This is a genomic window from Cryobacterium sp. HLT2-28, assembly GCF_004402495.1.
Lineage (GTDB): Bacteria > Actinomycetota > Actinomycetes > Actinomycetales > Microbacteriaceae > Cryobacterium > Cryobacterium mannosilyticum.
The window spans coordinates 69,815-96,022 of the sequence record NZ_SOFH01000020.1 but is presented as its reverse complement, the minus strand read 5'-3'; the positions used below and the strand labels follow the sequence as shown (position 1 = coordinate 96,022).

The window sequence follows — 26,208 nt, the reverse complement described above, 5'->3', positions numbered from 1 at the left end:
TGACAAACGCTCACATTTGTGTTCGTGTTTTGGTATCTTCGTGGCATGGACTCACCGGCAGAGCAACTCAGACAGGCAGCGGATGCCGTCGCCCGCCTGGGCTGCTCCAGCGCCGACCTGGAAGCCCTTCCTGACGCGGTCGTGTTGACCGGTCAGCGGGAGATCGCAAAGGCCCGCCGCCTGCTCGAGGTGTACGCCGCGTGGATGGCCGCGACCATCGCCGATCGCTCCCGCCCGGAGCTGGGCCATTCCGGCCTGGCCGCGCAGCAGGGGTTCCTCTCCCCGGAGGCGATGATCCAGAAGGTCACTGGCGCCAGCAAGAACGAAGCGTTCAAGCTCGTCGCCGTCGGCACGATGCTCGCCCGGGCGGAGGCCGCGGACCGGCAGGCCGCAGACGGCCTCGAGGCGCCCGGGTCGCCCGGTGCTGAAGGGGCCGCCGCTGGCGGGCCTGGCGCTGGCGGGACCGGCGCTGACGGGGCTGGCGCTGACGGGACTGGTGTCGATGGTGGTGCGGGCGGCGACTCGGGCGGTCTCGACGGCGGTCCTGACAGTTCCGGGGCCGGACCCGTGAGCGTCCCCCCCGATCCGGGCAGCCCGGGGTCATGGCAGGCGCCGATCGCTCGCGCCGTGACCGCCGGGACCCTCTCCGTCGACGCCGCCGAGTCGATTCGCAAGGGCTTGGGCGATATCGACACCGCCGTCACCGCCGACACACTCGCCACCGCCCTCAGCCGGCTCCTCGCCGAAGCGGGTCAGTTGAACGCGGACCAATGCTTCACCCGCGCCCGAAGGATGCGCGACGACCTCGACCAGGCCGGCATCGCCGCCCGCGAGAAACAGGCCCACGACGACCGGTTCCTCAAGGTCTACCGGCTCGCCAACGGGATGGTCCGCCTGCACGGGCTCTTCGCCCCCGAAGATGGCGAGTTCGTGCTCTCCACCTACGACTCGATCACCAGCCCCAGGCGCGGCGGGGTGCGCTTCGTCGACCCAAAGCGCAAAGCCTGGGCCAAGGCCATCCAGGACGACCCCCGCAGCACCGCGCAGATCGCCGCGGACTCGTTCGTGCAACTGCTCAAGATCGCCGGCGAAGTCGACCCCGGCCAGATGCTCGGCGGCCGCCGCCCCGCCGTGCGCATCATCGTCACCCAGAAAGACCTCACCAACGCCACCCACACCAACACCGGTGCCGGCACCAGCACCGGGAGCGGGAGTGCAACCCCGGCACCGGCCGGCACGTCCCCCTCAATACCAGTAACACCGTCAGAACCCGGCGCCACCGGAGCACCTGAAGCGCTGGGAGCGCCGGGCAGGTCACTCCTCCGGCCTATTCCAGCGGTCAGACCTGACACAGCCGCTCCCTCCAGCCAGCCCGGCCAACCCAGCCAATCCAGCGAGCCTGATCTATCCGGCCGACCCAGCGAGCCCGATCTATCCGGCCAATCGAGCGCACCCGGCGAACCCGGCCATGCCAGCCAAACCGGCCAAACCGGCCAAACCGGCCAAACCGGCCATGCCAGCCAAGCCGACCAAATCGGGCCATCCGGCCAACCTGACCGGCCGGGCACGGCCGTGGTCCTCGCGACCGGGCACGGGTCCATCGAGGGCAGTCCCGCTCCGATCTCCCTCGCCACCGTCGAACGACAACTCTGCGACACCGGCTACGTGGGAATCCTCTTCGACAAAACGGGCCAACCCATCGACGTCGGCAGGGAACAACGTCTCTTCACTCCGGCTCAGCGCACCGCCCTGGGCGCCCGCGACGGCGGCTGCGTCTGGCCCGAGTGCGACCGGCCACCAGCCTGGACCGAAGCCCACCACCTCAAGGAGTGGCTCCTCGAACACGGCTACACCGACCTCGCCGACGGAGTCTGCCTCTGCCACCCCCACCACCTGCTCCTCCACAACACGGGCTGGGTCATCCTCCGGGGCGGGGACCAGTACTGGCTGAAGCCGCCGGTCTCGGTCGACCCGAAACAGATGCTCATCCCCCTCCCCAGCAAGACCCACCGCCAACTCGACCGGGGCACGCCAACCCGGAACCGGGACACCGACTGACCGGCAGGTTCACCGGGCCCCGACCGGCAGAGCCACCGGTAGGTGAGATCGCCGAAGCATGGCACCGGACCACCTCGGGCTCGACAACCGCGGGTTCTCCGGGGCTCGGGGGCTCGACTTCGCGAGTTCAGGGGTCTCGACGGGCGCGACTTCGCGAGTTCTGGGGTCTCGACGGACTCGACCACCGGTGAGTGGGCCCGCAGGAGTCATGCCTCCAGGTCTCGACGAGCTCGATCATCGGGGTTTCGGGATCTCGACGAGCTCGATCATCGCGGGATCGCGGGATCGCGGGATCTCGGGGTCTCGGTGTCGCGGGGTTTCGAGGGGCTCGACCACCGCTAGTTCCGGGGTTTCGAGGGGCTCGACCACTGTGGGGTCTCGCGGTCTCGGCGGGCTTGACCTCCGGGGCCTGGCCTAATCCGCGATGGACGAGGCGGAGACCGCAACTCGGTCCCGGAGGGCGCTCTGACGGGCGAGGCGAGGGAGGAGCGCGGCGCCCTCGAGGGCGCTGGCCATCGGCGAGCGAATGTCGATGGCCGGCCAGAGGGCGCGGAGGCCCTGCTCGAACGGCAGATTGATCTCGGGTGCCCGCAGCACCCCGCCGAGGCCGCAGACGACCGGGGACTCGCCGGATCCCTCGCCGACGCGGCGCAACCCGGCCGCGACCGAGAGCACGAGTTCGGCGGCCGCGGCGACGCAGATGGCGGCGGCGACGGCATCCGTCGGGGCCAGCGCGGTGACATGCCGGGAGTACGCCGCGATACGGCTCACACGGCCCGGATCGCCCTGCAGTTCGAGGTAGGCCGTCTCCAGGTCGGGGAAGTCCTCTCGCACCGCGTCGGTCAGCGCCGAGCGCGGACCGCGCCCATCGTAGTCGCGCATGACCGCGTCGAGGGCGGCGCGGCCGATCCAGTAGCCACTGCCGGCGTCACCGATCAGGTTGCCCCAGCCGTCGATCCTGGTGACCGCGAACTCGCCGACGGCGAGGGTGACCACGCCGGTGCCGACCGCGATCACAGCGCCCAGGCCGTCGCCGAGCGCGCCGAGGTACGAGGTGACAGAGTCGTGGGCGAGGCACACCTCGCGCACGCCGAGGGCGCCGGTCGCCGCGCGCAGCCCGTCGGCGTCGGCGGGAGAGTAGGTGAAGCCGGAGATCCCGGCGCTGACGGTGTGGATGGACGCGCCGGATGCACCGGCCACCCGGGTGACCACGTCGACCAGCTGCGGGATCAGGTCGGTGTCGGTGCGGATCCCCGCGAACTCGAAGGTCTCCTCGGCAGCGCCTTCGCCGCGAAGCAGCGCCCGGATGCCGGTCTGGCCGGCATCGATCGACAGGAAACGGGGTCGGTCACTCATGAGAGGTCAGTCCTTGCAGGGCACGGTAGTGCTGGGTCAGGAACGCCCCGGCCGGTTTGCCGTAGACGCAATAGTCGTCATTCCGGGATGCCTCGCCGGCCGGGTAGAGCCGGGCCGGCCAGTCCCAGAGCATGAAACCGAGCATCCACTCCCGCTCGCCGGCGGCGAACATGTCCTCGTAGTATCCCAGTTGATCCGCCCCGCTCGGGGAGCCGGGCAGCGCCCAGTCGTTCGGCCTGGCGGCGGAGCCGGTGCGGCTCGGGCAGCCGGCCTCCATGAAGAAGAACGGTTTGCCGGCTCGGGCGACAACCGATTCGATCCGGTCGAGTTCGGCCGGGAACGAGCCCAGCGGGTAGTAGCCGCTCGAGCTGATCACGTCGACCGCGTCCCACCAGTCGATGTGATCCTCCTGGTACTTGTCACAGTTGTAGGTGACCAGCCCCGAGTAGACCGTGCGCACGGAGGCGATCAGGATGCGCCAGCGGGCACCCTGGCCGTCGGCGCGCACCATCTCGCAGCCGATGCAGAGCATCTCGCAGCCCTCGGCCTCGGCCATCCGGGCCGCGTGCAGGATAAACGCCGTGTACGACTCGAACCAGTCGGCCCAGCCGGGCTCGCCGGGAACCTCCCAGTCGAAGAAGCCGATGTAGGCGCGCCAGGTACCGTCGGCGCAGTTGACCACGGGCTTCAGGCAGACCTTGAGCCCGAGGGCCTTCGCCTCGCGGATCGCCCAGCGCACCTCCTGGTCGGTGACGGTGGGTTCCCGGTCGAACGGGATATCGGTCGACTGCGCGTTCTCCTGCACGGCCGCGTAGGCCAGGGCGGTCCAGTTGACGCCGTGCTCGCTCATCCGGGCCATCGAGCTCCGGGCCTCGGCGGTGGCCCAGTCCCCGCGCACCCCGGTCCAGCCCCAGGTCATCCCGCAGACCGGGCCGTCGAGCGCCTCGGCGGCGGCGGTCACGGCCCGACCAGCTGGTTTCCGCTGCGCAACACCGTCGGCGCCGACAGGGCCGCCAGATCGAGTTCCGCGGCGGAGGTGACGGTGAAGACCGCGCTCTCGCCCGGCAGCAGCGTCACGAGCATGTCGTCCACGGTGCCGGCCGGGTCGACCTTGTCGACGAGCAGGGCCAGGTCGCGGGTGAGGGTGTGCGCGGTGACGGTGAGCCGGTAGCCGCCCTCGACCCGGTCGAGCCGGGTGTCGAGCGCGGGGGCGCTGAGGTGGGAGTCCCTCGGCTCGGCGAAGAACCAGAGGCCGCGCACGCCGGCAAGGCCCGCGCGCAGGAGCTCCGACGCGGCATCCGTCGGCCGGGCCACGGATGCCGGCAGCGGCACGGTCACGGTGGACCGCGCCGGCAGGGTGACCTGCTCGCTGTGCTCGGCGAGCACGGTTCCCGTGTCGGTGAGCCGTGCGACGATCAGCGGACCGGCCCAGGGCTCGGCCGAGTCGTTGACGACGACCACGGCGAGCCCGCCGTCTCGCGGCTGGACGGTGACGAGCCGGTCGGCGTAGGCGTGCCGGAGCGCGTAGAGCAGCGGCTTCGGCCGTCCGTAACCGTCGACGGCCGCCCAGGAGGTGACCGGCCAGCAATCGTTGAGCTGCCAGACGATGCTGCCCATGCAGTGCGGCTGCAGCGACCGGAAATGCTCGACCGCGGCGCTGATGGCGTTCGCCTGGTTCAGCGACATCGCCCAGTGCCAGGCGTCGATCTCGTCCGGCAGCGGGTAGTGCGCGAGCAGGCCGTCGGTGAGCTTGACGTTGCCCTCCATCGCCTTCTGGTGCACGAGCATGCCGGGCGACTCCGGGGTCAGTGGGGAGTCGCTGATCGAGCCGGTCATGGTCGACCAGGTCGGCGGGCCCTGCCAGCCGAACTCGGCCACGAACCGCGGCGTGTACTCGCGGTAGCCGGGGTAGTCGCGCTCGTTCCAGAGATCCCAGATGTGCATGGTGCCGTGGCGCTGGTCGTTGGGCGTGTGCCCGCCGTCGTCCGGCGCGGGGCCCGGGGAGAACGGGCTGCCCGGCGTGTAGCCGATGTGCGGGGCGAGCTCGGCGACGATCCGAGGGAACACCTCGTAGTAGTAGCCGGCACCCCAGGTCTTGCCATCGAGGCGCTTCTTCCAGTTCCACTCCTCGTGGCCCCAGAGGTTCTCGTTGTTGCCGTTGAAGACGACCAGCGACGGATGTGCGGCCAGCCGGGCGACGTTGTCGCGGGCCTCGGCCTCGATCTCGTCGCCGAGCGGCGCCTCCTCGGCGTAGGCGGCGCAGGCCAGCAAGAAGTCCTGCCAGGTGAGCATGCCGCGCTCGTCGCAGAGCTCGTAGAAGTCGTCCGCCTCGAAGATGCCGCCGCCCCAGACCCGGATCAGGTTGATGTTGGCGAATTCGGCCTGTTCGATCCGGTGCCGGTAGCGGGCCCGGTCGACCCGGTGTGGGAAGGCGTCGTCGGGGATCCAGTTGGCGCCGCGCACGAAGACGGGCAGGCCGTTGACCACGATTGAGAACGGGGTGCCCGCGTCGTCGGGCGCGGTGTCGAATTCGACCGTGCGGAAGCCGACCCGCCTGGTCGCGGTGTCGAGTTCGGTGGCGGCGCTGCTGAGGGTGACGTCCACGTCGTAGAGCGGTTGCTCGCCGTAGCCGCGGGGCCACCAAAGGGCGACCTCCGGCAGCTTCAGGCGCACGACCGCGGTCGTCTCCCCGGTCGCGAGCTCGACGGTCGCCGTCACTCCGGCCACGGATGCCGCGACGACCAGCGTCTCGTCGCCGGCCCGGGCAACCTCGACGTGCACGTCGACGCTTCCGGTGGTCTCGCCGTGGCCCCCGCCGGTGGTCGAGCTTGTCGAGACCCCGCCCTCGCTGGTGGTCGAGCCGCTCCCGGTGGTCGAGCCGTTCCCGGTGGTCGAGCCGTTGCCGGTGGTCGAGCCGTTCCCGGTGGTCGAGCCTGTCGAGACCCCGCCCGTCGACACCCGCCCGACAGTCGCGATCGGGCGCACGCTCTCGATCCGTGCCACCGACCAGCTCTCCAGCGTCACGGGGCGCCAGATCCCGCTGGTGCTCGTGTCGATGCCCCAGTCCCAGCCGAAGCTGCAGGCCGTCTTGCGGATCGCGTTGTAGGGGTGGTGGTTCACGTGCGGGCGGTATCCGAGGTCGAGACTGGCGGCATCCGCTGCCCGCACGGGGGAGCGGAACGTGACGGTGAGCTCGTTCAGCCCTGCCCGCAGCCGGGGCCGCAGGTCGAACCGGTAACGGCGGTGCATGTTGCGGGTCTCGCCGATCGGGTGCCCGTTCACCTCGATCGACGCGATCGTGTCGAGGCCGGCGAAGACCAGCTCGGTCTGCGTGCCGCCGCCCGGCTGCCAGGCGAAGGTCTTGGTGTACCGCCAGTCGGTCAGGCCGATCCAGGCGAGCCGGTGCTCGTTGTCGTCGAGGTAAGGGTCGGGGATCAGCCCGGCGGCCAGCAGGTCGGTGTGCACCGAGCCGGGCACGGTGGCCGGGATCACGGCCTGGCGCACCTCGCGGGGCACCGGGCCGTCCAGGGCAGCGACGGTCCAATCGGCGCCGAGCGAGCGGCGGATCGGGTGGGCGACTGTCGGAGCGATCAGCGCACGGTCGGGAGACACGGCACGGCTGGCGGACCCGGCCCGGTCGGCGGGCATGGTCTGGTCGATGTGGATCGTCATTACTTGGTAGCTCCCGAGGTCACGCCGTTGTAGATGAATCGTTGCAGGAAAAGGAAGATGATGAGCGTCGGCAGGATCACGATCATGATGCCTGCCGCGATGACCTCCCACTGGGCGCCGTAGGGGCCCTGGAAGCGGAAGAGCGAGGTGCTGATCACGGCCAGGTCCTGGCCGGGCATGTAGAGGTAGGGGATGTAGAACTCGTTGTAGATCGCGATCCCCTTGATGATCACGACGGTGGCGATGGCCGGGCCGAGCAGCGGCAGGATGATCCGCCAGTAGATGCCGAGACGGCTGGCGCCGTCGAGCATGGCGGCCTCGTCGAGCGACCGGGGGATCGACTGCATGAACTGGATGAAGATGTAGATCGAGAGGATGTCGGTGCCCATGAACAGGATGATCGCCGCGCCGTGGGTGTTCACGAGGTGGAACCAGTTGACGACCTGGTAGGTGGCCACCTGGGTGGTCACTGCGGGCACGAGGGTCGCGATCAGGAAGAGCGCGAAGACGAGCTTCTTGAACCGGAACTCGAACCGGTCGAGCACGTAGGCGGCCATGGTACCGATCAGGATGGTGCCGGTCACCGAGACGACGGCGATGAAGGTCGTGTTGAGGAAGCCGGTGAGCATCCGTCCCTTGACGAACGCGGTGACGAAGTTGCCGAAGTTGAGCCAGTTCTCCGGCGGCACGAGCGGGCCGGAGGTGGCGTATTCGGTGTTGGTCTTGAGCGAGGCGAAGACGATCACCACGATCGGCACGAGGGCGACCAGCGAACCGAGCACGAGGGAGGCGTACTTCCCGGTGGTCCAGAGGGAACGGATCATGAGGACAGGGTCACTTTCTCGTCGGGGACGACCTTGCGCTGGATCCAGGTGACGAGCAGCACGATGATGAGCAGGATCACGGCCATCGCCGAGGCGAGCCCGACCTTGCGGAACACGAACGCCGTCTGGATCGTCTGGATCACGAAGGTGGTGCTGCCGTTGGCCCCGCCGGTGATGATGAACGGCAGCTCGAAGGCCGACAGGCTTCCGGCGATGGCGAGGATGAAGGACAGGCTGATGATGCGCTGGATACCGGGGGCGATGATGTAGCGGAACTGGTGCCACTTGTTGGCGCCGTCGAGGTCGGCCGCCTCGTAGAGTTCACCGGGGATCGACTGGATCGCGCCGAGGAAGAGCACGAAGTTCAGGCCGATGTAGCGCCAGATGGCGACGCCGGCCAGGGAGAAGTTGACGGCATCCGGGTTGCCGAGCCACTGGATGGACAGACCGCCCATGCCGAGGAAGCCGAGGACCGCGTCGAGGGTTCCTCCGGGCCGGAAGAAGAACAGGAAGATGAACGCGATGGCCACGGCGTTGATCAGATACGGGAAGAACAGGATGCCCTTGAACAGGCTCCGGAACCGGGTCTTGAAGCTGAGGATGGTGGCGAAGTAGAGCGCCAGGGCCATCTGCAGGAACGACGCGGCGAAGTAGTAGAGGCTGACCGCGAACACCTGCCAGTACTGCGGCTGGGTGAAGATGCGCAGGAAGTTGTCGAAGCCGACGACCTTCTTGGTCTGGTCCAGGCCGTCCCAGGAGGTGAAGCTGTACCAGATCATGTTGCCGACCGGAATGTAGGTGAAGGTCAGCAGCAGCGCCAGTGGGATGGCCAGGAACAGCCAGGGCATGACGATGGCCGTGTGGGTCCTGCCGCCCCGCACCTCGGTGCGGACGAAGCGGCTGGTGATGGTGCGGAGAGTATCCCCGGGCGTCCGGCGAGCCAGTTGTTGCGACATCCGGTGTCCTTTCTTCGGGGATACTCCCCACGATGGTGCTGGGTGGAAACGGTTGTGCTGGGTGGAAACGGCCCTGCAGGGTGCTGCTTAGCCGACGGACTTGACCGCGTCGGCCCACTTCTTGTTCAGCTCGGCGAAGTACGAGGCCTTGTCGCCCCGGGCTGCGCCGCGGGCGATATCGACGAGCTTCGCCCGGTAGATGTTGCCGGTGAGGTCGATCTCGGAGGCGCTGACGATGTCGTTCTCGAGGGTCTCCTTGCCGGCCGGGGCCGGGGTCAGCTCGAGGTACTCGACGCCGGCCGTGGTGAAGTCGGCGAGGATCGCCGGCACCTCACCGTCGACGAGCGGGGAGAGCCCGCCCTGAGCGGCCGCGTAGCCGGACTTCTGGGCGAACCAGTCGATCCAGGCGCGGGCGGTCGCCTTGTTCTCGGACTTGACGCTGATGCCGTTCTTGTAGTCGCCGGCAACGGTCGAGTGGAACTTGCCGTCGACCTGGTACGGGAAGGGCAGGTAGCCGATGTCTTCCTTGTCGCCGCCGGCGGTCACCGCGGCATCCTGCATCTGGGTGATCGACCAGGAGCCGAGCACCATCGAGGCGACCTTGCCGCTGCCGAGGGAGCCCTTCGAGGTCTCCCAGTCGGTCGTGGTGGGGTCTGCCTCGCTGAGGCCGTCCTTGACGATGTCGAAGAGCAGTCCGTCGGCGATCTCGTGGTACTGGCCCGTGGCCCAGGGGGCGTCGGAGGCGATCAGCTTGTTGGACTCGTCGGCGTCGCCGGTGATGGCGCGGTTGCCGTCCCACTGGCTCAGCGGCCAGCCGTCCTTGTAGTTGGTGTAGTACGGGACGGCGTCGGTCTTGTCCTTGATCAGGCTGAGGTCGGCGAGGAACTCGTCCGGTGTTTTCGGGAGGTCGGTGATCCCGGCCGCCTTCCAGACCTTCTTGTTGTAGACGATGCCCTGGGCGTTTCCGGTCTGGGCGACGCCGTAGGCCTTGCCGTCGTAGGCGGCCTCGTTGACGAACCGGTAGGTTTCGCTGAGCTTCTTCACGCTGTCGAGGGGCTCGAAGAACTGGGGGAGTTGCGCCTTCGTGACGGTGTTCGGGATGAGGAGCACATCGCCGTAGCTGCCGCTCGACATGCGGGTGGCGACGTCGGTCTCGTACTTGGCGATCGCCTCGAACTTGACCTTCGTGCCCGGGTACGCCTTCTCGAACTGGGCGGCGTAGTCCTTGAACGTCGTGTCGACGATGTCGGTGCGGTTGGTCAGCACGGTGATCTCACCGGTGACCTTGCCGGTGCCGGTCGAACCCGACGCGCCGGACGAGCATCCGGCGAGCAATGCGGTGGCCGCGAGAACGGCCACTCCTGCGATGAGCTTCTTTGCCATCTGTTTTTCTCCTGTTCGGTGTCACCCTTGACCCGCTGAGGCACGACCGCGACTTCGCGAATCGTGAATCTCCGGTGCTGCTGTCGGGCCTACGTTAGGCGACTTAAGAAAGCTATGTCAAGCACAAATGTCAGCGCTGTCTTGACGTGTCCACTCCATCTTTGCCGCCCGAAATCCCAGTCATTCATTGGAGTCGATGGGTGTGTATCTCCCCGAATGTCGGAAGAATGTCTACCGAAATGTCCTACGTTGACATAGGGTGTGTCCGTGCCCAGGAATCCCGAGTGACCACCCAGTCCCGCGCCACCCTGGCCGATGTGGCCCGGCTGGCGGGCGTGAGTTCCAAGACCGTGTCCCGGGTGTTCGCCGGGGCAGGCAATGTGAGCGCGGAGACCAGGGAGCGGGTGCTCGGCTCGGCCAAGCGGCTGCGCTTCCGGCCGAACAACCTCGCTCGGAGCCTCCGCCGGGGCGCGGTCTCGAACACCGTCGCCTTCGTGATCGGCGACCTCACCAACCCGTTCTACTTCCACGTGGCCGCCGGGATCGAGCGGGAGCTCGCCGCGAGCGGGCTCACCATGGTGCTGGCGACCACCGACGACACCCCCGAGAGCGAGGAGGTCGTCGTCGACGCGCTGCTCGCCCAGCGGGTGCGCGCGTTGCTGCTCATCCCGGTCGCCGACGACCAGTCCTACCTCGACGGCGAACGGCAGCTGGGCACGCCCGTGATCAGCGTCGACCGTCCGGCACGGAACCTGCTCGCCGACTCCGTGGTGCTGGCGAACCGCCAGGGCATGGCGGATGCCGTGCGGTCGTTGACGGCGCTCGGTCACCGCAAGATCGGCTTCGTCAGCAACCCGTCCGCGATGTACACGCTGCGCGAGCGTCTCGCCGGCTACCGGGAGGCGCTTCGCGAGGTGGGGGTCACGGACACGGCGCGGTGGGAACGGGTCGACGACGACCCGGCCATCTCGGCCGAGCAGGCCGTGCGCGACCTCCTCGACCGGGCGGACCCGCCGACGGCGATCGTCGCCGGCAACAACCGGGCGAGCGCGGGGGCGGTGCGCGTGCTCCGCGACCGGGAACCGGCGGTGGCCTTCATCGGTTTCGACGACTTCGAGCTGGCGGATGCCCTCGGCATCTCCGTCGTCGGCTACGACACCATGGAGCTCGGCCGCACGGCCGCCCGGCTCGCGCTCGAGCGCCTCGCCGACCCCTCCGATTTCACCAAGCAGCTCGAGATCCCCACCCGGGTGATCCACCGCGGGTCAGGCGAGATCCCGCCTCCGCTCACCTGATTTCGGCAGGCTCACTCACCGCACCGGTGGTCGAGCCGGTCGAATTCGACGGTAATTCTGCCCGAATCGGCTCAAAATCGGCCCGGGAGGCGCCAAAACGCGAAAATCTCCGTCGAATTTGACGGCAAGCTGTGGGCGACGGCGGTCTGAGCGACCGGTGGTCGAGCCCGTCGAGACACCTCGCGTGAGGTGATTTCGCGATTTCGGCCAGGTCACTCACCGTGCCAGCACGCGCCCCAGCCACGCCGCCTGGCGCATCCAGTGGTGCCCGCCGCCGCCCTCGTGCTGATTGAACGGGTACACCTCGATCTCCGCGTCGCCGCCGTAGCGGTTGAACGCGGCGAACACCGTCGACGGCGGGCAGACCGGGTCGAGCAGCCCCACCGAGAACAGGGCGGGCGCCGTCGCCCGGGCGGCGAAGTTCACCCCGTCGAGATAGGACAGGGTGCGGAAGGTCCGCTCCGCGGCGTCCCGGTGCACCGAGAGGTAGCGCACGATCTCCTGGTACGGGTCCTCCTCGGTCATCCCGACGGCCCGCTCGAAGTGGCAGAGGAACGGCACCTCCGGCAGCACGCCGACGAGCCCGTCGGCGAGCCCGGCCGCGGCGAGGGCGATGCCGCCGCCCTGGCTGCCGCCGCACACCGCGACGCGAGCCGGGTCGACCCGGTCCAGGGTGCGGATCGCGTCGATGGCGCGCACGGCATCCGTGTACACCCGCCGGTAGTAGTGGTCCTCCGGCCGCTCGATGCCGCGGGTCATGAACCCGGGCACGGATGGCCCGGTGCCGTTCGGGTCGGGGGTGTCGCCGCCGGAACCCCAGACGCTGCCCTGGCCACGGGTGTCCATGCACAGGTAGGCGTAGCCGGCGGTGACCCAGGCCAGGCGCTCGTGGGGGAGGCCGCGGCCGCCACCGTAGCCGTTGTACTCGACGATCGCGGGCAGAGGCCCGCTGGTGCCGGCCGGGAGCAGGTACCAGGCGTGCACCGGCTGGCCGCCGAAGCCGGGGAACACCAGGTCGTAGACCTCGACCTGGGTCAGCGATGACTCCTGCCGGGTCAGCCGGGGTTCGGTGGGGAAGCGGCGAGACTCGGCGAGCGTGCTGCGCCAGAAATCGTCGAAGTCGGCCGGTTCGGCGACCTGGGGGCGGTACTCCCGGAGTTCCGGGAGGCTGAGGTCGAAACGGGGCATGGCGGGGCCTTTCGGTTGGAGCCGGGATTCCGGGAGAGCGGGGAAAATCAGGTGGTCTGGCGGGAAACGATGCGGGCGTACCGGTTGCCGAGTGCCATCAGCTCGTCGTGGCTGCCGAGCTCGACGATCCGGCCCTTCTCGATGTAGGCGATCCGGTCGGCCTCCCGGATGGTCGAGAGCCGGTGCGCGGCGATCAGGGTGGTGCGGTCGCGGAACAGGGTGGCGAGGGCATCCTTCACCATGCCCTCCGAGTCGGCGTCGAGCGCGCTGGTGGGCTCGTCGAGGATGAGGATGCGCGGGTCGCGCACCAGGGCCCGGGCGATCGCGAGGCGTTGCCGCTGCCCGCCGGAGAGGCCGGAGCCGCGGGTGCCGACGATGGCGTCGAGGCCGGCTCCGCCCGGGGAGTCGGCGGGGCCGAGGATGTCGAGCGCGTTCGCTCCGCGCAGGGCGGTGAGGATTCTCTCGTCGTCGACCCCGGTGAGGCCGTAGGCCACGTTGTCACGGATCGTGCCCTCGAACAGCACGGACTCCTGCGGAACGATCGAGACGTGGCTGCGCACGCTGCGCATGTCCAGGGTGTTCATATCGTGGCCATCGAGCAGCACCCGTCCCGTGGTCGGGCGCACGAAGCCGAGCACGAGGTTGAGCAGGGTGGACTTGCCGGAGCCGGAGGGCCCGACCAGGGCGATGGTCTCTCCGGCCCGGATGGAGAGGGTGATCTCGGTCAGGGCAGGGCGCCCGCCGAGGTAGCGGAAGGTGACCCCGTCGAGCTCGATCGCGCCGGAGACCGAGGCGACCAGCTCGCGGCCGTCGTTGACCTCGACGTCGGGCTCCTCCATGATCTCCGCGATCGAGCGCATCGACTCGAGTCCGCGGGAGACCACCGGCGTGACATTGAGCAGGTTGACGATTCCCCCGGTCAGCACCGTGAAATAGGTGCTGAGCAGCACCACCTGGCCCGGGCTGATCGGGATCAGCTGGGTGATCGAGGCAGCGGATGCCCCGACCAGGCAGGCCACGCCGAGCACCTGGTAGGAGACCCAGGAAAACGCGCCGAACCGGCCGTTGAGGGTGTCCAGTTCCTGCCCGGCGACACTGACGCTGCGGGCCTGCCCGGCGACCCGCTTCGAGGCCACCAGCTCGAGCCCGTGGCCGCGGGTGATCGGGATGAGCGCGGCCATCTCGCCGACGCCGGCCGAGAACCGTTCCACCTCCAGCCGGAAGTTCTCGTTGCGCGCGCCCGCCCGGGTGCGGATGTACCGCACGAGCAGCGCGGCAACCGGCACGGTGACCGCGAAGACGCCCACGAACGCGGGCACCGCGATCGCCGTGATCACGATCGCGCCGGTGAGGGTGAACACGGTGGAGAGCACGGTCGGGAACGCCTGCTGCATCATCAGCTCGAGGTTCTCGACGTCGCGCACCACCTTGGTCTGCACGATCGAGGCGCTCTGCCGGTTGTGGAACCCGATCGACAGGCGCTGCAGGCGCTCGGTGAGGGCGTTGCGCACGTCGACGGCCATCGACCGGGTGGCCCGGCTGGAGCCGCGCACGTAGAGCATGTGGAACGGGTAGTTCAGCGTGAGCAGCACGGTCGCCAGCCCGGCCAGCAGCCACAGGCTGGGCAGAGGGCCGCGCGCGACGACGATGTCGATGATCGCCGCGGTCAACGGCGGGAGCACCCATGCCGGGCTGTCCTTGACCAGGAAGGCGAGGGTGGAGAGTGAGAGCCGGCCGCGGTAGGGCCGGAGCACGCGGAGGAACGACCGGAACGGCTCGGTCTTGACGACACCCTGCTCGATCGCGTTCGTTCGGGACGGGTCACCCATGGCACACCTCTTCGACGGCCGCGCGGGACGCGGCGATAACGATTCGGCCGTCGGCCTCAAGCGGGCGGCGGTCGAATGCGTTGACGGGGTGCGTCCTCTGCCCTGGCGTGTTCGGCACGCCGGGGCTGTCGCGGTGCGAGGTCGCTGACACCGGTGAGGGTGTCAGCGACCAGCCTAGCGGCAGCGGCGTGCGCCGGTCAGCGCCTGCGGTAATAGTCCCGCCAGATCAGCCGATGCACCGGGATCCAGCGCGGGATGTCCCGGAGGCCGGGGATGAACGGCACCAGCGTCAGCAGCACGCTGAGCACGAGCATCAGCAGCACCACCAGCAGGTCGGCGTTCGGCGCGGAAGCGAACGGCTCCACCTGGTACCAGAACGAGAACAGCCACAGCCAGGACTGGCCCGGCGTGTTCCCGGTCTCGTTCATCATGCCCCACTGGTCGCCGGTGAGGTGCTGGGCGGTGGCCAGGTCGCCGAAGTACGCCCCGTCGCCGAGGAACAGCGTGCCGCGGGTGTAGTCGAAGTTGTAGAACTTGTCCTTCGCCGTGAGCACGCCGTCGAGCGCGCCCTGCTTCGCCATGGTGAGCAGCGAATCGGTGAGCACCGGCACTGGTCCGTAGTCGCCGGCCGCCACGTTTGCGGGGTCGTTGTCGGTGGCCTTGGTGAGGGCATCCGAGTAGGTGGTGGTCCAGGTGGTGCGCTGGGCGTCGCTCGCGGTGACCCAGTCGGCCAGTTCGGGCGGCGGCGAGTTGAGCGTGGTGAGCGGGTCGATCACGAGGTCGTTGGCCGTGTCGATCGGGAGCTGCACCCCGGAGAAGCTCTGCAGGTCGAGCGGGCCGAGGGTCTGGGTCGCATCCGCGGTGTTGTTGTAGGGCGGCCCGTAACCGGCGGTCTCGCTGGTGCCGCCGAGTTCGGCGGTGGCGGTGGCGACGAAGTCGGCGGGGGCGGCGATCGCCCAGGACTTCAGGGTGACGCTCGGCTCGTCGGGCGAGCCGAAGACCGCGGACAGGCCCAGGGTGATGATGCCCATCACGACGAGGGCCACCGTGAGTTCCTTGAACAGGTCGTATTCGCGCACGGTGCCGCGCCAGGGGCGGCGAGCCAGGCCGTCCTTGTCGGCGCGGGAGGCGCGCAGATTCGTGGTGCTCATCGCCCGGCCTCCCCGGCGTCGCCCTGCGCACCGGGCTGGAGCTGCGCGTCGGTGTCAGCGGCCTCGAGCGGCGGAACCACGCCGTGCATCCGCACCAGCACGACGTGCAGGGCGACGACGGCGCCGACGGCCAGCGGCAGCAGGATGATGTGGAACATGAAGATCTGGCCGAGGTTGGCCACGTTGAACCAGGCGCCGATGCCGGCGGCGTTCAGCGCGTCCTTGCCCTCGAACGCGATCCACTGCGAGTCGAAGTTGGTCTGCAGCAGGTAGCCGGTGAATGCCGTCACGATCGAGACCAGGAACGCGCCCATCCCGGTGATCCAGGTCAGTGTGCGCCCGCCGCGCCAGGCGGCCATCCAGTACTTGCCCCAGAGATGCACGACCATGGTCATGAAGAAGAGCTCGACGCTCCACAGGTGCACGCTGTTCACGAAGTGGCCGAGGTCCGACAGGTGGTACCAGGCCGGGCCGTTCAGGCCGAGGATGACGCCGGAGGCGAGGATGAAGACCAGGGAGACGATCGCGCCCATGCCGAACACGTAGATCCAGGATGCGACGTAGCCGGGCTGGTCCTCGGGGAGGAGCTTGTCGGCGGGGAGGCGCCGCAGCAGAGCGACCCTCGCCCTACCGGTCCAGGTGTGGTAGACGGCATCCTCGGGGTTCGAGCCGGTGCTGACTGGTGTCGGGGCCGACTCGCGGGGCGGGTTCTCGCGGAGGCTCATTTGCGCTTCCGGCCACTCGGGAACGGCAGGAAGAGGGCCAGGACGAAGAGCAGGATCATCACCAGGATGACGATCAGGTTGCCCAGCTGGATCTGGAAGGCACCCCACCCGAGGTAGATCCCCGGACTGTCGAGACTGGCGAATATGCTGACGAAATCGTGCATGATCGGCTCCATTACCTGGAGGACCTGCCCCGGCGAAATCGGTCACCGGCACGTGGCCCTATACCCGCAACGGTATTCCCGAAGAGAGCGTCGGCCAGCATAGTTGACCCGGAAAAACTCTGAGACTATGCACAGGTAGGCGGCTCAGGTCATCCGTTCAGGACATCCGCCCCGAACCTGCGCTCAGGCGGACCGGGCACCCAGCTCGGCGCGGAGCGGCCAGTCCTGGCCGTCGAGGATGATCTGGGCGCAACGGCCAGTGATCGAGTTGACCACGATCGGAGCCATCAGGTTCACGGTCGTGCCGCTCTCACCCGGGTTGGTCACAACGAGCACGAGGGCGTCGGCCGGGTCGGACAGCTCGAGCGAGCCGGCCTGGTCGTCGCTGATCACGGGGGAGTAGTCGGGAAGGTAGACCGAGGCATCCAGCACGAACAGGCGGGTGCGCTGGTCGGTGGCGGACTGCAGCGTGAAGAGGCCGGCCGCGCCCGGGATCTCGATCAGCGCGAACTCGGTCAGCGGCGCGAGTCCGGGAGGCGGGGAGACGAAGGTGAGGGTGGCGTTCATCGGGGCTGTTCTCGCTCGGTTCGTAGTCATCGGAGGAAGTCCATCAGGGTCGGCTGGAGCACCTTGGCGGTCACGGCGAGGGCCGATTGGTAGGTGACTTCCTGGAGCTTGAGGTCGAGGATCGCCTGACCGAGGTCGACGTCTTCGATCGAGGCGCGCTGCGCCTCGAGGGCGCCCTTCTGCTTCACGAGGGTGTCACCGGCCTTCTGGATCTGGCCCTGGCGCACGCCGACGTCGGCCTGGGCGGTGAGCACGGTCTTCATCCGGGCGTCCACGTCGGCGAGAAAATGACCGACGTTGGACGGCAGTGTGGGCGGCGTGGTGGCCGTGCCCGGCGTGCCGCGCAGGGCGGCGCTGATGTTGTCGATGAGCGTGAACACCGAGGTCACGTTCGTCGCGTTCACGTCGAAGACCTCGCTGCCGTCGACGTCGACCTTGATGGTCGTGTCCGCGTCGATCCTGCGGTCGACACTGCCCGTGGTCGACCCGGTGAAGGTGTAGTCCGGCTTGAAGGCGACGCCGGCATCCGAGTTGCCGGCGAACACGGTGCGGCCGAGGTAGCTCGAGTTGGCCTGGCTGAGCAGGTCCTGTTTGAGGCCGTCGAGGCGCACGGCGATCGCTTCCCTCGCGGCCTGCGAGAGGGAGCCGTCGTTGGCCCCCTGCACAGTGAGGTCGCGCACCTGGTTCAGGAGGTCAGTGCTGTTCGAGAGGGCGGTGTCGGCGGTGGTCAGCCAACTGTTGCCGTTCTCGGCGTTGCGGCTGTACTGGGCGACGGCACGCTGGTCGGCGCGCACGGCCAGGGAATCGGCGGCCTTGGCCGGGTCGTCCGAGGGTCGTTCGATGGCCTTGAGCGAGGATGCCCGCTCCTGCAGCTGGGCCATCCGGGCGAGGTTGGTCTGCAGATTGCTCTGCGCCGAGCGCATCTGGGTCTGGGTGGTGACGCGGGAGATCATGGCTTACCTTCCCACCAGTCCGGTGCGGTTGATCAGGGTGTCGAGCATCTCGTCCACGGCGGTCATCACCCGGGCGGCGCCCTGGTAGGCGTGCTGGAACATGAGCAGGTTGACGTTCTCCTCGTCGAGGTCGACCGAGGCGTTCGAGAGTTGCGCGCCGACGGCGGCATTCGAGGTGATGTCGGCGAGCGAGGCGTGCTGCAGCTCGGTGCGGGTCTTGACGGCGAAGCCGGTGACGAAGTTCGACCAGTCTGCCGAGGGGGAGATGATGGCGGCGCCACCGGCAGTGACGGCCTTGCCGGCACCCAGCTGGGCGATCTTGTCGGCGGTGGATCCGTCGAGGGCGCCGTTGGCGGCGATGCCGGTGGACAGCTCGGCCGCGGTGGTCGGGATCACGCTCAGGCTGAGTGCCGCGGGAATCCCGGCGGCGAGCAGGAAGAAGTTTTGGTTTGGCTTGGTGGAGTTGTCGCCGGTGCTGTAGATGGCATTGACCTTGTCGGCAAGATCCGTGGCGAACGAGTTGTACGACTCGGCGGCTTCGGCCAGGGCGCCTCCGGTTCCCTTTCCTGCGCCCGACGTCACGGCGGGGGCGAGCAGGGAGATTGCACCGGCCAGTTCGCCGCCGTCGACTGCGACCGGTCCGGCGGCCGGTTTACCGGCCCATTCGACGTGCACGGCGGGGCCGCCCTCGGCCAGCGTGCGGGCTCCGACGGCCACGAGTTTCTGGGCCGAGTCGCCCGTGACCAGGGCGTTGCCGCCGACGAGCACGTCGACGGTGCCGTCGCCCCGGTCGACGAGCGTGCCGCCGGTGAGGGCGGCCAGGGTGGTGGTGAGCAGGTTGCGCTTGTCGAGGAGTTCGTTGGCGCCGCCTCCGGCGGTCTGCGCGTTGCGGATCTGCACGTTGAGCGCGGCGACTTGCTCGGCCGCGTTGTTGATTTCGCTGACCATGCCGTCGACACTGCCGCGGGTGGTCGACCACTGGTTGGCCACCGCCTGGAAGCCCTGGTGAATCTGGGTGGTGAGCACCGCGGCCTGGCCGAGCAGCACACCGGCGGGGGCGGCGTCGCCGGCGGAGTTGGACACGTCGTGCCAACCCGCCCAGAATTCGTCGAGCTGGGCGGAGAGGCCGTTCTTGCCAGGCTCGTTCATCGACCCTTCAACCGCGGTCAGCGCGTTGGAACGCACGGCGGAGTATCCGGCGCCGGCCGCGGAGGAGCGTACCTGGGCATCCAGCTGGGCGCTGCCGAGGCGGGCGACGCCGTCGACGTTGACGCCCTGGCCGGCCTGAACTCCGGCGCTCATCAGGCCGACGCGGCTGATCGCGTCGACCGACGACGTCGTGATGCGCTGGCGGGTGTAGCCCAGGGTGTTGGCGTTGGCGATGTTCTGGCCGACGACCTCGAGGCCCTTTCGAGCGGCGATCAGTCCGGTGTAGGCGGTGTTCAGTCCGCCGAAGGTGCTCACAGGATCTGGTCGAACAGTCGGGAGGCGGCGGAGCGCACGTCGGAGGTGCCGCGGGAGTCGTAGGTGTTCGGGTTCTGGTTCACGTTGGCCAGAGTCTCCTGGCTGGAGCGGGCGGCGGCCCGGAGCAGCTGCTCGTTGGCGTCGCGCAGTTCCTTGATCTGGGTGGTCAGCTCGCCGAGGGCTTTCAAGTGCGAGGCCATGATCTCGGTCCAGGGGCCGACGGGGGCGTGGGCGACGAGCTCGCGCAGCGTGGCGTCTTCTTCCGTTCCCCACTCGCTGGCCACTGCGGCGACCTCGACCGAACGGGCCAGGCCGGCCTCGCGCACGTGGCCGAGAACCTGTTCCACCTCGCGGGTGCCCTGCTGGAGCCAGCGGGTCTTGCCATTGGTGAGGAGAAGCTGTTCCTCGTCGAGCTTGAAGATCAGCAGTTCGAGGAGTTCCCGTTCGCGCCACAGCAACGCTGACAATTTATTGGCGCCCACGTGTCCTCCACCTGCCTCTCGATTCCATGCCGGGTGACACGCGTCAACGCGTGGACTCCGGCTTCTAAGAGGCACTATCGGCACGGTGGCAGCCACGGTTAGTGGTGAATGGGAAACAGACTGTCAGGTCGGCCCCGCACCTGTCCACCGAAAGGAGGACAAAATCCGCGGACCAGCGCGGCGGATGTGCCCCGTTGCGGGGTGATTCGCCCCGTACTGGGGGTCTGTTTCCCCATAGTGGGGGCAGCCGTTCCGCTTCCGCTGCACGCCCCACAATTACGTTTTAACAGGCGGAAGAGAAAACCTCCCGCTGGGGCCCGAAACCCCGCACTTCGTTCGACAACGTCCTCGTGCTTACCCGGCAAAACGCGCTCGACCTGGCTCGCCAGACTCGATCCGCACCCCGTCCGTTTGAGCTACCTGGAAGGTCCGTCGTGAATCGGGCAGAACGCAACCAATTGGTCATCGAGAACCTTCCGCTCGTGGGCTACCTCGTCTCCGAAGTCTGGGCCAAGGCACGCCACCTCTCCCGCGACGACCTGGCCTCGGCGGGAGCCCTCGCCCTCATCACCTCAGCGGATGCGTTCAACGCCGAACTCGGCGTTCCCTTCGGTGCCTTCGCCCGTCGTCGCATCATCGGCGCCTTCGCCGACGAGATGCGCTCCAACGACTGGGCCACCCGGATGGCCCGCCGCCGCATCAAGGAAACCCGCGCCGTGCAGGAGACGCTGGCCGCCGCCCTCGGCCGCGCAGCCTCCGTCGACGAGGTCGCCGCAGCCCTCGGCGTCGACCGCGAGACCGCCGCCGCCGGCCTGGCCGACTCCGAGCGCACTCTCTCCACCCTCGACGACGCCACGGCCGATTTCCTGGTCTCCGGCACCGAACTGCCCGAGGAATCTCTCCTCTCCGCCGAACGCCTGGCCTTCCTGCGCGCGGCCATCGACGCCCTGCCGGAGAAGATGCGGGAGATCATCCAGCAGGTGTACCTCGACGACCGCTCCGTCAAGGAGATCGCCGCCGAACTGGGGATCACCCACTCGGCCGTGTCCCAGCAGCGCGCGGAGGCCATCCGTTTGCTCCGTGACGGCATGGGCACCCACTACGCCGACGACGCCGAGGCCGAGTACGTGCCGGAGTCCCGCATCGCGCCGGCCCGCCGCAGCGCCTATCTTGCCCGCCTCGCCGACCAGTCGATGTTCGGCCTGGCCACCACGGCCGGCGCACTCTACGCGGCCGAGTCCGCGTAGCCCGAAAATTTTTCCGCTGAACGGCTAACGCGATCCCGCCCGGGGCCGATAGCTCAAGGTGTCAACCCATGGATGGGTCGGCGCACCACCACCCACATCACGGAGGAACTCATCATGGGTATGCAGATCAACACCAACCTCGCGGCCAACAACACGTACCGCAACCTGGCCGCAACGCAGAACGACATGTCCAAGTCCCTGGAAAAGCTGTCCAGCGGCCTCCGCATCAACCGCGCAGCGGATGACGCAGCAGGCCTGGCCATCTCCGAAGGCCTCAAGTCGCAGGTCGGTGGCCTCACGGTCGCCAGCCGCAACGCCCAGGACGGCATCTCGGTCATCCAGACCGCAGAAGGTTCCCTGAACGAGGTGCAGTCGATCCTGCAGCGCGTTCGTGACCTCGCCGTTCAGGCCGGTAACGACTCGAACAACGTCGATTCACGTAAGGCGATCACGACGGAGGTCACCGCGCTGAGCGCAGAACTGACCCGCATCTCGGCCGGCACCAACTTCAACGGTACCCAGCTGCTCGATGGCTCCAAGCCGTCACTGAGCTTCCAGGTCGGCGCGAACGGCGACGCAAGCAGCCAGATCAAGGTCAACCTAGCCGGCGCCAATGTCGCGTCCATCGCTTCCGGCGTTTCGACCGGAAACAAGGGAACGTCGTTCGCAATGACCGGAGCCAATGCGGCAGCGGCCACCGGAGCGACAGCGTTCACCGTCACGGAGGGAAGCACCACCAGCCTTGTTACCGTGACGCTTGGTGCTGCCTCGGCCACGAACACGGTCGACTCCATTGCCGCAGCGCTGAACGCCGACTCCGGATTCTCGGGCAAGCTCTACGCGTCGGTTGAACGTGACGCTGCTGGCGCTGCCACTGGTATCAACGTTCGCTCGCTGTCCGGCGGCGCCGTTGCTGGCACTGCGCCGGCGACTGCGGGACTCCAGACCGCTGGCACCGCTGGTACTGCTTCGGCTCTGGACTTCACGTCTGCAGCCGGGGCTCAGGCTGCAATCGGCCTGATCGACCTCCAGATCAAGAACGTGTCGACGGCTCGCGCCTCGCTCGGTGCGGACCAGAACCGCTTCGAGAGCGTCATCAAGAACCTGGCCGTCTCCAAGGAGAACCTCACCGCTGCCGGCTCGCGAATCCGCGACACCGACATGGCCGAGGAAATGGTCAAGTACACCCGTTCCAGCATCCTCTCGCAGGCCGGTACCGCCATGCTCGCGCAGGCCAACCAGTCCGCTCAGGGCGTGCTGTCGCTCCTCCGCTAACCCGGAGTAGATGAACCTTTCGGGAAACCGCACGGTGAACTATGGCTGGTGGTGATCGAGAGATGAACTGGACCTCATCCCTCGGTCACCACCAGCCATTCACGTTTGCACCAGCACCACTCGGCACAATCGCACACTCGTAAGGAGGGCACGGCATGAGCAACGCCATCGACGGACTCGTCTCGGGCCTGAACACCACCGATCTGATCAACTCCCTGATGAAGGTCGAGGCCGTTCCGCAGGGCCTGCTCAAGGCCAAGGTCACCACCTCCCAGAATCTCATCTCGGCGCTGCAGGGACTCAACTCCCAGATCTCGGCCCTGGGCGACCTCGCCACGAAGGCCGCGAAGCCCGCCGGGCTCGACCTCTACTCGTCCTCCAGCAGCTCACCGAGTGTCACAACCTCGGTGTCGGCCGGGGCCGGTGCAGGTCAGCTCGACGTCGTCGTCGGCGCTCTGGCCCGCAGCCAGGTCGGCGTATCGGCCGCGATGACCGCATGGCCGGCCACTCCGGCCGTGCTCACGATCGTCTTGGGCGCGGTCAGCACCGAGATCTCGGCGGCCTCCTCGTCGCTCGACGACATCGTCACGGCCGTCAATGCCTCCGGTTCCGGCGTCACGGCGACCAAGGTCGCCTCTGGAGTGGACGGTGGCGGCGTTCCGCAGTACCGGCTCCAGTTCAGCGGAAACGCCACTGGAGCAGCCAGCGCGTTCACCGTCTACCAGGGCACCAAGGCCGAGGTCACGGCCGCGACCGCTCCCAACCTGCTGGCCGCACCCGGTGCCGCGACCATCCGCACGGCCCAGGACGCCAGTGTCACCCTCTGGGCGGGCACTCCCGCCGCGCAGACCATCACCTCGTCCACCAACACCTTCTCGAATCTGCTGCCCGGCGTCGCGATCAGCGTGTCCGCGGTCTCGACCGACCCGGTCACCGTCAAGGTCGCGCGCGACGACGCGCAGATCGGCTCGATCGCCTCCGGGCTGGTCAGTTCGCTGAACGGGGTCTTCGCTCTCATCTCCACGAAGTCCGTGGTGACCAACAGCACCAACGCGGCGGGGGCTGCCGTGCTCTCGCCCGGAGTGTTCACCGGTGACAGCACGGTGCGCGACGCTAAGCAGAAACTGCTGACCGCGGCATCCGCCCCCATGAACGGTCACTCGCCGTCGGAGTACGGCATCAGCATCACCAAGACCGGCACCATGGAGTTCGACGCGGCCAAGTTCGCGACTGCCCTCGCCAAGGATCCGGCCACGGTGAAGACCGCCGTGACCGAGATCGCCACCCGCGTTGCCGCCGCAGCGAAGGCGGTGTCCGATAAGTACGACGGGCAGATCACCGCGAAGATCACCGGCCAGCAGTCCACGGTCAAAGACCTGGGCACCCGGATCGAGGCCTGGGACCGCAACCTGGCCACTCGCCGGGCGACCCTTCAAAGCACTTACACCGCACTGGAAACCCAGCTCAGCGCTATGAAGGCACAGTCGTCGTGGCTGTCTTCCCAGGTCGCCGGGCTCAGCAGTTCAACCTCGAACGGATGATGATGGCAGTGATGAGCATGATGGGCGGAACCCAGGCACGCCGGGCGCAGCTGAACCGCGAGGCCGTACTCTCAGCAACTCCGGTGCGCCTGCTGACGATGCTTTACGATCGCCTCCTGCTTGACCTGAACCGCGCGGAAGCCGCTCAGGTCGTCGAGAACTGGCAGGTCGCATCCGAGAACCTGATTCACGCGCAGGCGATCGTCTCCGAGCTGTCCACGTCGCTGAACGTTGCGGCGTGGGAAGGCGGGGAGGGCCTCTTCGCGATCTACACCTACGTGTCGAACTCGCTGATGAGTGCGAACATCCACCGTGACGTCGACCGCACCCGCGAGAGCATCGCGCTGCTCGAGCCGCTGCGCCAGACCTGGCACGAGGCCGCCGACCTGCTCCCGGCCCAGACCGTGTCCGCTCACCTCGGTGGGGAGCTCGGAATTGCCTAGGCAGTCGAGCAGCGCCGACGAGTGGCTCGAGGTGCTGAACCAGCTCGAGACGAGCCTCGGTTCCGGCGCCCGCGACGCGGTGCTCGTCGTGCCGGGGGAGAAACCCTACCCCGGCGTCCAGTGGCTCGCCCCCGAGCACCTCGGCCAGATGCCCGCCGAGTTCGAGGCGCGCGCCCGCCGCCTGCTCGCCGGCCAGCTGGAACTCATCCGCGAGATCGAGGATGCCCGGCGCTCGGCGAGCGTGCACCTCGCCGCCGTGCGCAACATCCTCTCCACCCAGCACACCGAGCACGCGGTCTACCTCGACGTAGCCGGCTGACCCGCCCGCGAGCCACCCCGCTGGTCACGCCCCTCGGCGGTCGTGCCTCTTGGCGGTCGTGCCTCTGGGCGGTTTACCTCGTCGAGACCAGGTCCGAGCCAGCCCGCGCCCGTTTCCGCAGCCCGCGCCCGCGGGGCGTTGGTTGCCAGGATGGTCGTGAGACATGGTGTGCAACCTGCCGTTTCCGTCGCGGCGACGGAGCCCGAACCTCCGGTGTCACGGCGGGCACATCCGCGCATCCTCACGACTGCCGGGCTGCCGGGCCTGGCCAGCTTGCAGAAAAGTGTTGCCGGTGTGGACAACTGTCGCCGGTGTGCGGGCAACACTTGTCCGCCACGGCAACAGTTGCCGTACGGAGGGGGCCGGTGCCGAGGCGCAGCATCCGCCAGCGGCCCCCAGAATGAGGCACACCGCCCAGTGAAACAGCGGGATCGGGGGATTGTGCACAATTTGTTCCTAAGAATCCCCTTACTTTGCTAACGCGGTGGTCGATAGCAAGGAACGAGCAGGGATAGCTCAACCTCAGGCCACGGATCGGCCGTCTTCATTTGACGACGAATCGGGAAACCGTGCTCGAATCCGTGACCGCCACCGCGCTCTCCAGTGCCCTGGACGGACTGGCCCTGCGCCAGCGCACCATCGCGAACAACATCGCCAACGTCAACACCCCCAACTACCACGCCAAGCGCGTCGCCTTCGAGGCAGCCCTGGCCAAGTCGGTCGAAGCGGGCGACGGTCGCACGAACGCGACCACGGCGAGCTCGCTCGAACCCACCCGCCTCGACGGCAACAACGTCAACCTCGACACCGAGACCCTCGCCAACACCGAGACGGTGCTGCGCTACCAGTTCGCAGCCCAGGCCATCAACGGGCCGTTCACCGCGATCCGCTCCGCGATGCGCACCAACTGATGGCCATCGACGCGATCGGCATCGCCGGCACCGGCCTCACCCTGCACCGCAAGTGGCTCGACGCGGTCGCCGACAACATCGCCAACGTCAACACGGTCACGCCCACCAGCGGCAAGGCATTCCAGGCCCGTTACATCGTCGCCCAGGAGGGCCAGGGCGTCACCGGCGCCTACGTCTCCGGCACGGCGCTCGGCTCCGAGACCGGCATCCTGACCAACGACCCCCGCAACCCGATGGCGGATGCCGATGGCAACGTCCGTCGCCCCGACATCGACCTCGGCGAGCAGATGGGTGAGCTGATCATGGCCCAGCGCGGCTACCAGGCCAACGCCGCCGTCGTCGACCGCGCCAAGACCAGCTACGAAGCAGCACTGCAGATCGGACGTGGCTGATGGCCATCGGCGC

The 26,208-nt window shown here is 68.3% G+C and carries 24 protein-coding genes; 9 read left to right on the top strand and 15 right to left on the bottom strand.

The genetic code is table 11. The features are described from left to right. The first annotated feature begins 45 nt into the window (after positions 1-45). The gene (locus tag E3O48_RS09815) at positions 46-2,058 is read left to right on the top strand and encodes a DUF222 domain-containing protein (protein WP_134538426.1); all 2,013 of its coding nucleotides are present in this window, start codon (positions 46-48) and stop codon (positions 2,056-2,058) included. A gap of 414 nt (positions 2,059-2,472) precedes the next feature. Here the strand turns inward: E3O48_RS09815 and E3O48_RS09810 are convergent, their stop codons facing one another. The 6 genes from E3O48_RS09810 to E3O48_RS09785 all read right to left on the bottom strand — a co-directional run bounded on the left by E3O48_RS09810 (position 2,473) and on the right by E3O48_RS09785 (position 10,249). Beyond that, entirely contained in the window at positions 2,473-3,414 is a 942-nt protein-coding gene (locus tag E3O48_RS09810) for an N-acetylglucosamine kinase (RefSeq protein WP_134510144.1), read from the bottom strand. Next, entirely contained in the window at positions 3,407-4,333 is a 927-nt protein-coding gene (locus E3O48_RS09805; RefSeq protein WP_134538561.1) for a 1,4-beta-xylanase, read from the bottom strand. Before E3O48_RS09805 ends, E3O48_RS09810 begins: the two co-directional genes overlap by 8 nt. A 38-nt stretch (positions 4,334-4,371) precedes the next feature. Further along, complete coding sequence (locus E3O48_RS09800; RefSeq protein WP_241982486.1) at positions 4,372-7,086, bottom strand: glycoside hydrolase family 2 protein; 2,715 nt, start codon at positions 7,084-7,086, stop codon at positions 4,372-4,374. Further along, positions 7,086-7,910, bottom strand: a complete 825-nt coding sequence (locus E3O48_RS09795; RefSeq protein WP_134510146.1) for a carbohydrate ABC transporter permease — start codon at positions 7,908-7,910, stop codon at positions 7,086-7,088. The genes E3O48_RS09800 and E3O48_RS09795 overlap by 1 nt, the downstream gene beginning before the upstream one ends. Further along, positions 7,907-8,866 (bottom strand): carbohydrate ABC transporter permease, encoded by a 960-nt coding sequence (locus E3O48_RS09790; protein ID WP_134538424.1) that lies wholly within the window; start codon positions 8,864-8,866, stop codon positions 7,907-7,909. The genes E3O48_RS09795 and E3O48_RS09790 overlap by 4 nt, the downstream gene beginning before the upstream one ends. Positions 8,867-8,953: 87 nt before the next feature. Beyond that, positions 8,954-10,249, bottom strand: a complete 1,296-nt coding sequence (locus E3O48_RS09785; RefSeq protein WP_134538422.1) for an ABC transporter substrate-binding protein — start codon at positions 10,247-10,249, stop codon at positions 8,954-8,956. Between the two features lie 284 nt (positions 10,250-10,533). Between E3O48_RS09785 and E3O48_RS09780 the strand changes: the two genes are divergently transcribed. Further along, the gene (locus tag E3O48_RS09780) at positions 10,534-11,544 is read left to right on the top strand and encodes a LacI family DNA-binding transcriptional regulator (RefSeq protein WP_134538420.1); all 1,011 of its coding nucleotides are present in this window, start codon (positions 10,534-10,536) and stop codon (positions 11,542-11,544) included. Positions 11,545-11,760: 216 nt separating this feature from the next. On the opposite strand, the gene E3O48_RS09775 is transcribed toward E3O48_RS09780, so the two are convergent. From E3O48_RS09775 to E3O48_RS09740, 9 genes are all read right to left on the bottom strand, one after another. After that, complete coding sequence (locus tag E3O48_RS09775; protein WP_134538418.1) at positions 11,761-12,732, bottom strand: acetylxylan esterase; 972 nt, start codon at positions 12,730-12,732, stop codon at positions 11,761-11,763. Positions 12,733-12,779: 47 nt separating this feature from the next. Further along, complete coding sequence (locus E3O48_RS09770; RefSeq protein WP_134538416.1) at positions 12,780-14,561, bottom strand: ABC transporter ATP-binding protein; 1,782 nt, start codon at positions 14,559-14,561, stop codon at positions 12,780-12,782. Positions 14,562-14,758: 197 nt separating this feature from the next. Continuing rightward, entirely contained in the window at positions 14,759-15,712 is a 954-nt protein-coding gene (locus E3O48_RS09765) for a hypothetical protein (RefSeq protein ID WP_241982485.1), read from the bottom strand. Then, complete coding sequence (locus tag E3O48_RS09760; protein ID WP_134538414.1) at positions 15,709-16,437, bottom strand: cytochrome b N-terminal domain-containing protein; 729 nt, start codon at positions 16,435-16,437, stop codon at positions 15,709-15,711. The genes E3O48_RS09765 and E3O48_RS09760 overlap by 4 nt, the downstream gene beginning before the upstream one ends. Continuing rightward, on the bottom strand, positions 16,434-16,601 hold the full coding sequence (locus tag E3O48_RS17635; protein WP_166788667.1) for a solute carrier organic anion transporter: 168 nt from the start codon (positions 16,599-16,601) through the stop codon (positions 16,434-16,436). Before E3O48_RS17635 ends, E3O48_RS09760 begins: the two co-directional genes overlap by 4 nt. Positions 16,602-16,784: 183 nt before the next feature. Then, entirely contained in the window at positions 16,785-17,198 is a 414-nt protein-coding gene (locus E3O48_RS09755) for a flagellar assembly protein FliW (RefSeq protein WP_241974935.1), read from the bottom strand. After that, entirely contained in the window at positions 17,195-18,121 is a 927-nt protein-coding gene (gene flgL, locus E3O48_RS09750) for a flagellar hook-associated protein FlgL (RefSeq protein WP_134538412.1), read from the bottom strand. Before flgL ends, E3O48_RS09755 begins: the two co-directional genes overlap by 4 nt. Positions 18,122-18,124: 3 nt before the next feature. Then, positions 18,125-19,585, bottom strand: a complete 1,461-nt coding sequence (gene flgK / locus E3O48_RS09745) for a flagellar hook-associated protein FlgK (RefSeq protein WP_134538410.1) — start codon at positions 19,583-19,585, stop codon at positions 18,125-18,127. Continuing rightward, positions 19,582-20,067 carry a flagellar protein FlgN gene (locus E3O48_RS09740; RefSeq protein ID WP_134538408.1) on the bottom strand — a complete coding sequence of 162 codons (486 nt, stop codon included), beginning with the start codon at positions 20,065-20,067 and terminating at the stop codon, positions 19,582-19,584. Before E3O48_RS09740 ends, flgK begins: the two co-directional genes overlap by 4 nt. Positions 20,068-20,501: 434 nt before the next feature. Here E3O48_RS09740 and E3O48_RS09735 point away from each other — a divergent pair, with 434 nt between their 5' ends. From E3O48_RS09735 to E3O48_RS09705, 7 genes are all read left to right on the top strand, one after another. Continuing rightward, positions 20,502-21,314 (top strand): sigma-70 family RNA polymerase sigma factor, encoded by an 813-nt coding sequence (locus E3O48_RS09735; protein WP_134538407.1) that lies wholly within the window; start codon positions 20,502-20,504, stop codon positions 21,312-21,314. 72 nt (positions 21,315-21,386) lie between these two features. Continuing rightward, the gene (locus tag E3O48_RS09730) at positions 21,387-22,589 is read left to right on the top strand and encodes a flagellin (protein WP_241982484.1); all 1,203 of its coding nucleotides are present in this window, start codon (positions 21,387-21,389) and stop codon (positions 22,587-22,589) included. A 155-nt stretch (positions 22,590-22,744) separates the two neighbouring features. Next, positions 22,745-24,130, top strand: a complete 1,386-nt coding sequence (gene fliD / locus E3O48_RS09725) for a flagellar filament capping protein FliD (protein WP_134538405.1) — start codon at positions 22,745-22,747, stop codon at positions 24,128-24,130. Next, entirely contained in the window at positions 24,127-24,573 is a 447-nt protein-coding gene (fliS, locus tag E3O48_RS09720; RefSeq protein ID WP_370249662.1) for a flagellar export chaperone FliS, read from the top strand. Before fliD ends, fliS begins: the two co-directional genes overlap by 4 nt. Further along, a complete protein-coding gene (locus E3O48_RS09715) occupies positions 24,566-24,892 on the top strand; it encodes a hypothetical protein (protein WP_134538403.1) in 327 nt (108 codons plus the stop codon). The genes fliS and E3O48_RS09715 overlap by 8 nt, the downstream gene beginning before the upstream one ends. Before the next feature lie 569 nt (positions 24,893-25,461). Next, on the top strand, positions 25,462-25,803 hold the full coding sequence (gene flgB / locus E3O48_RS09710) for a flagellar basal body rod protein FlgB (RefSeq protein WP_134538401.1): 342 nt from the start codon (positions 25,462-25,464) through the stop codon (positions 25,801-25,803). Continuing rightward, entirely contained in the window at positions 25,803-26,195 is a 393-nt protein-coding gene (locus E3O48_RS09705; protein ID WP_134538399.1) for a flagellar basal body rod protein FlgC, read from the top strand. Before flgB ends, E3O48_RS09705 begins: the two co-directional genes overlap by 1 nt. The last annotated feature ends 13 nt before the right edge of the window (positions 26,196-26,208 follow it).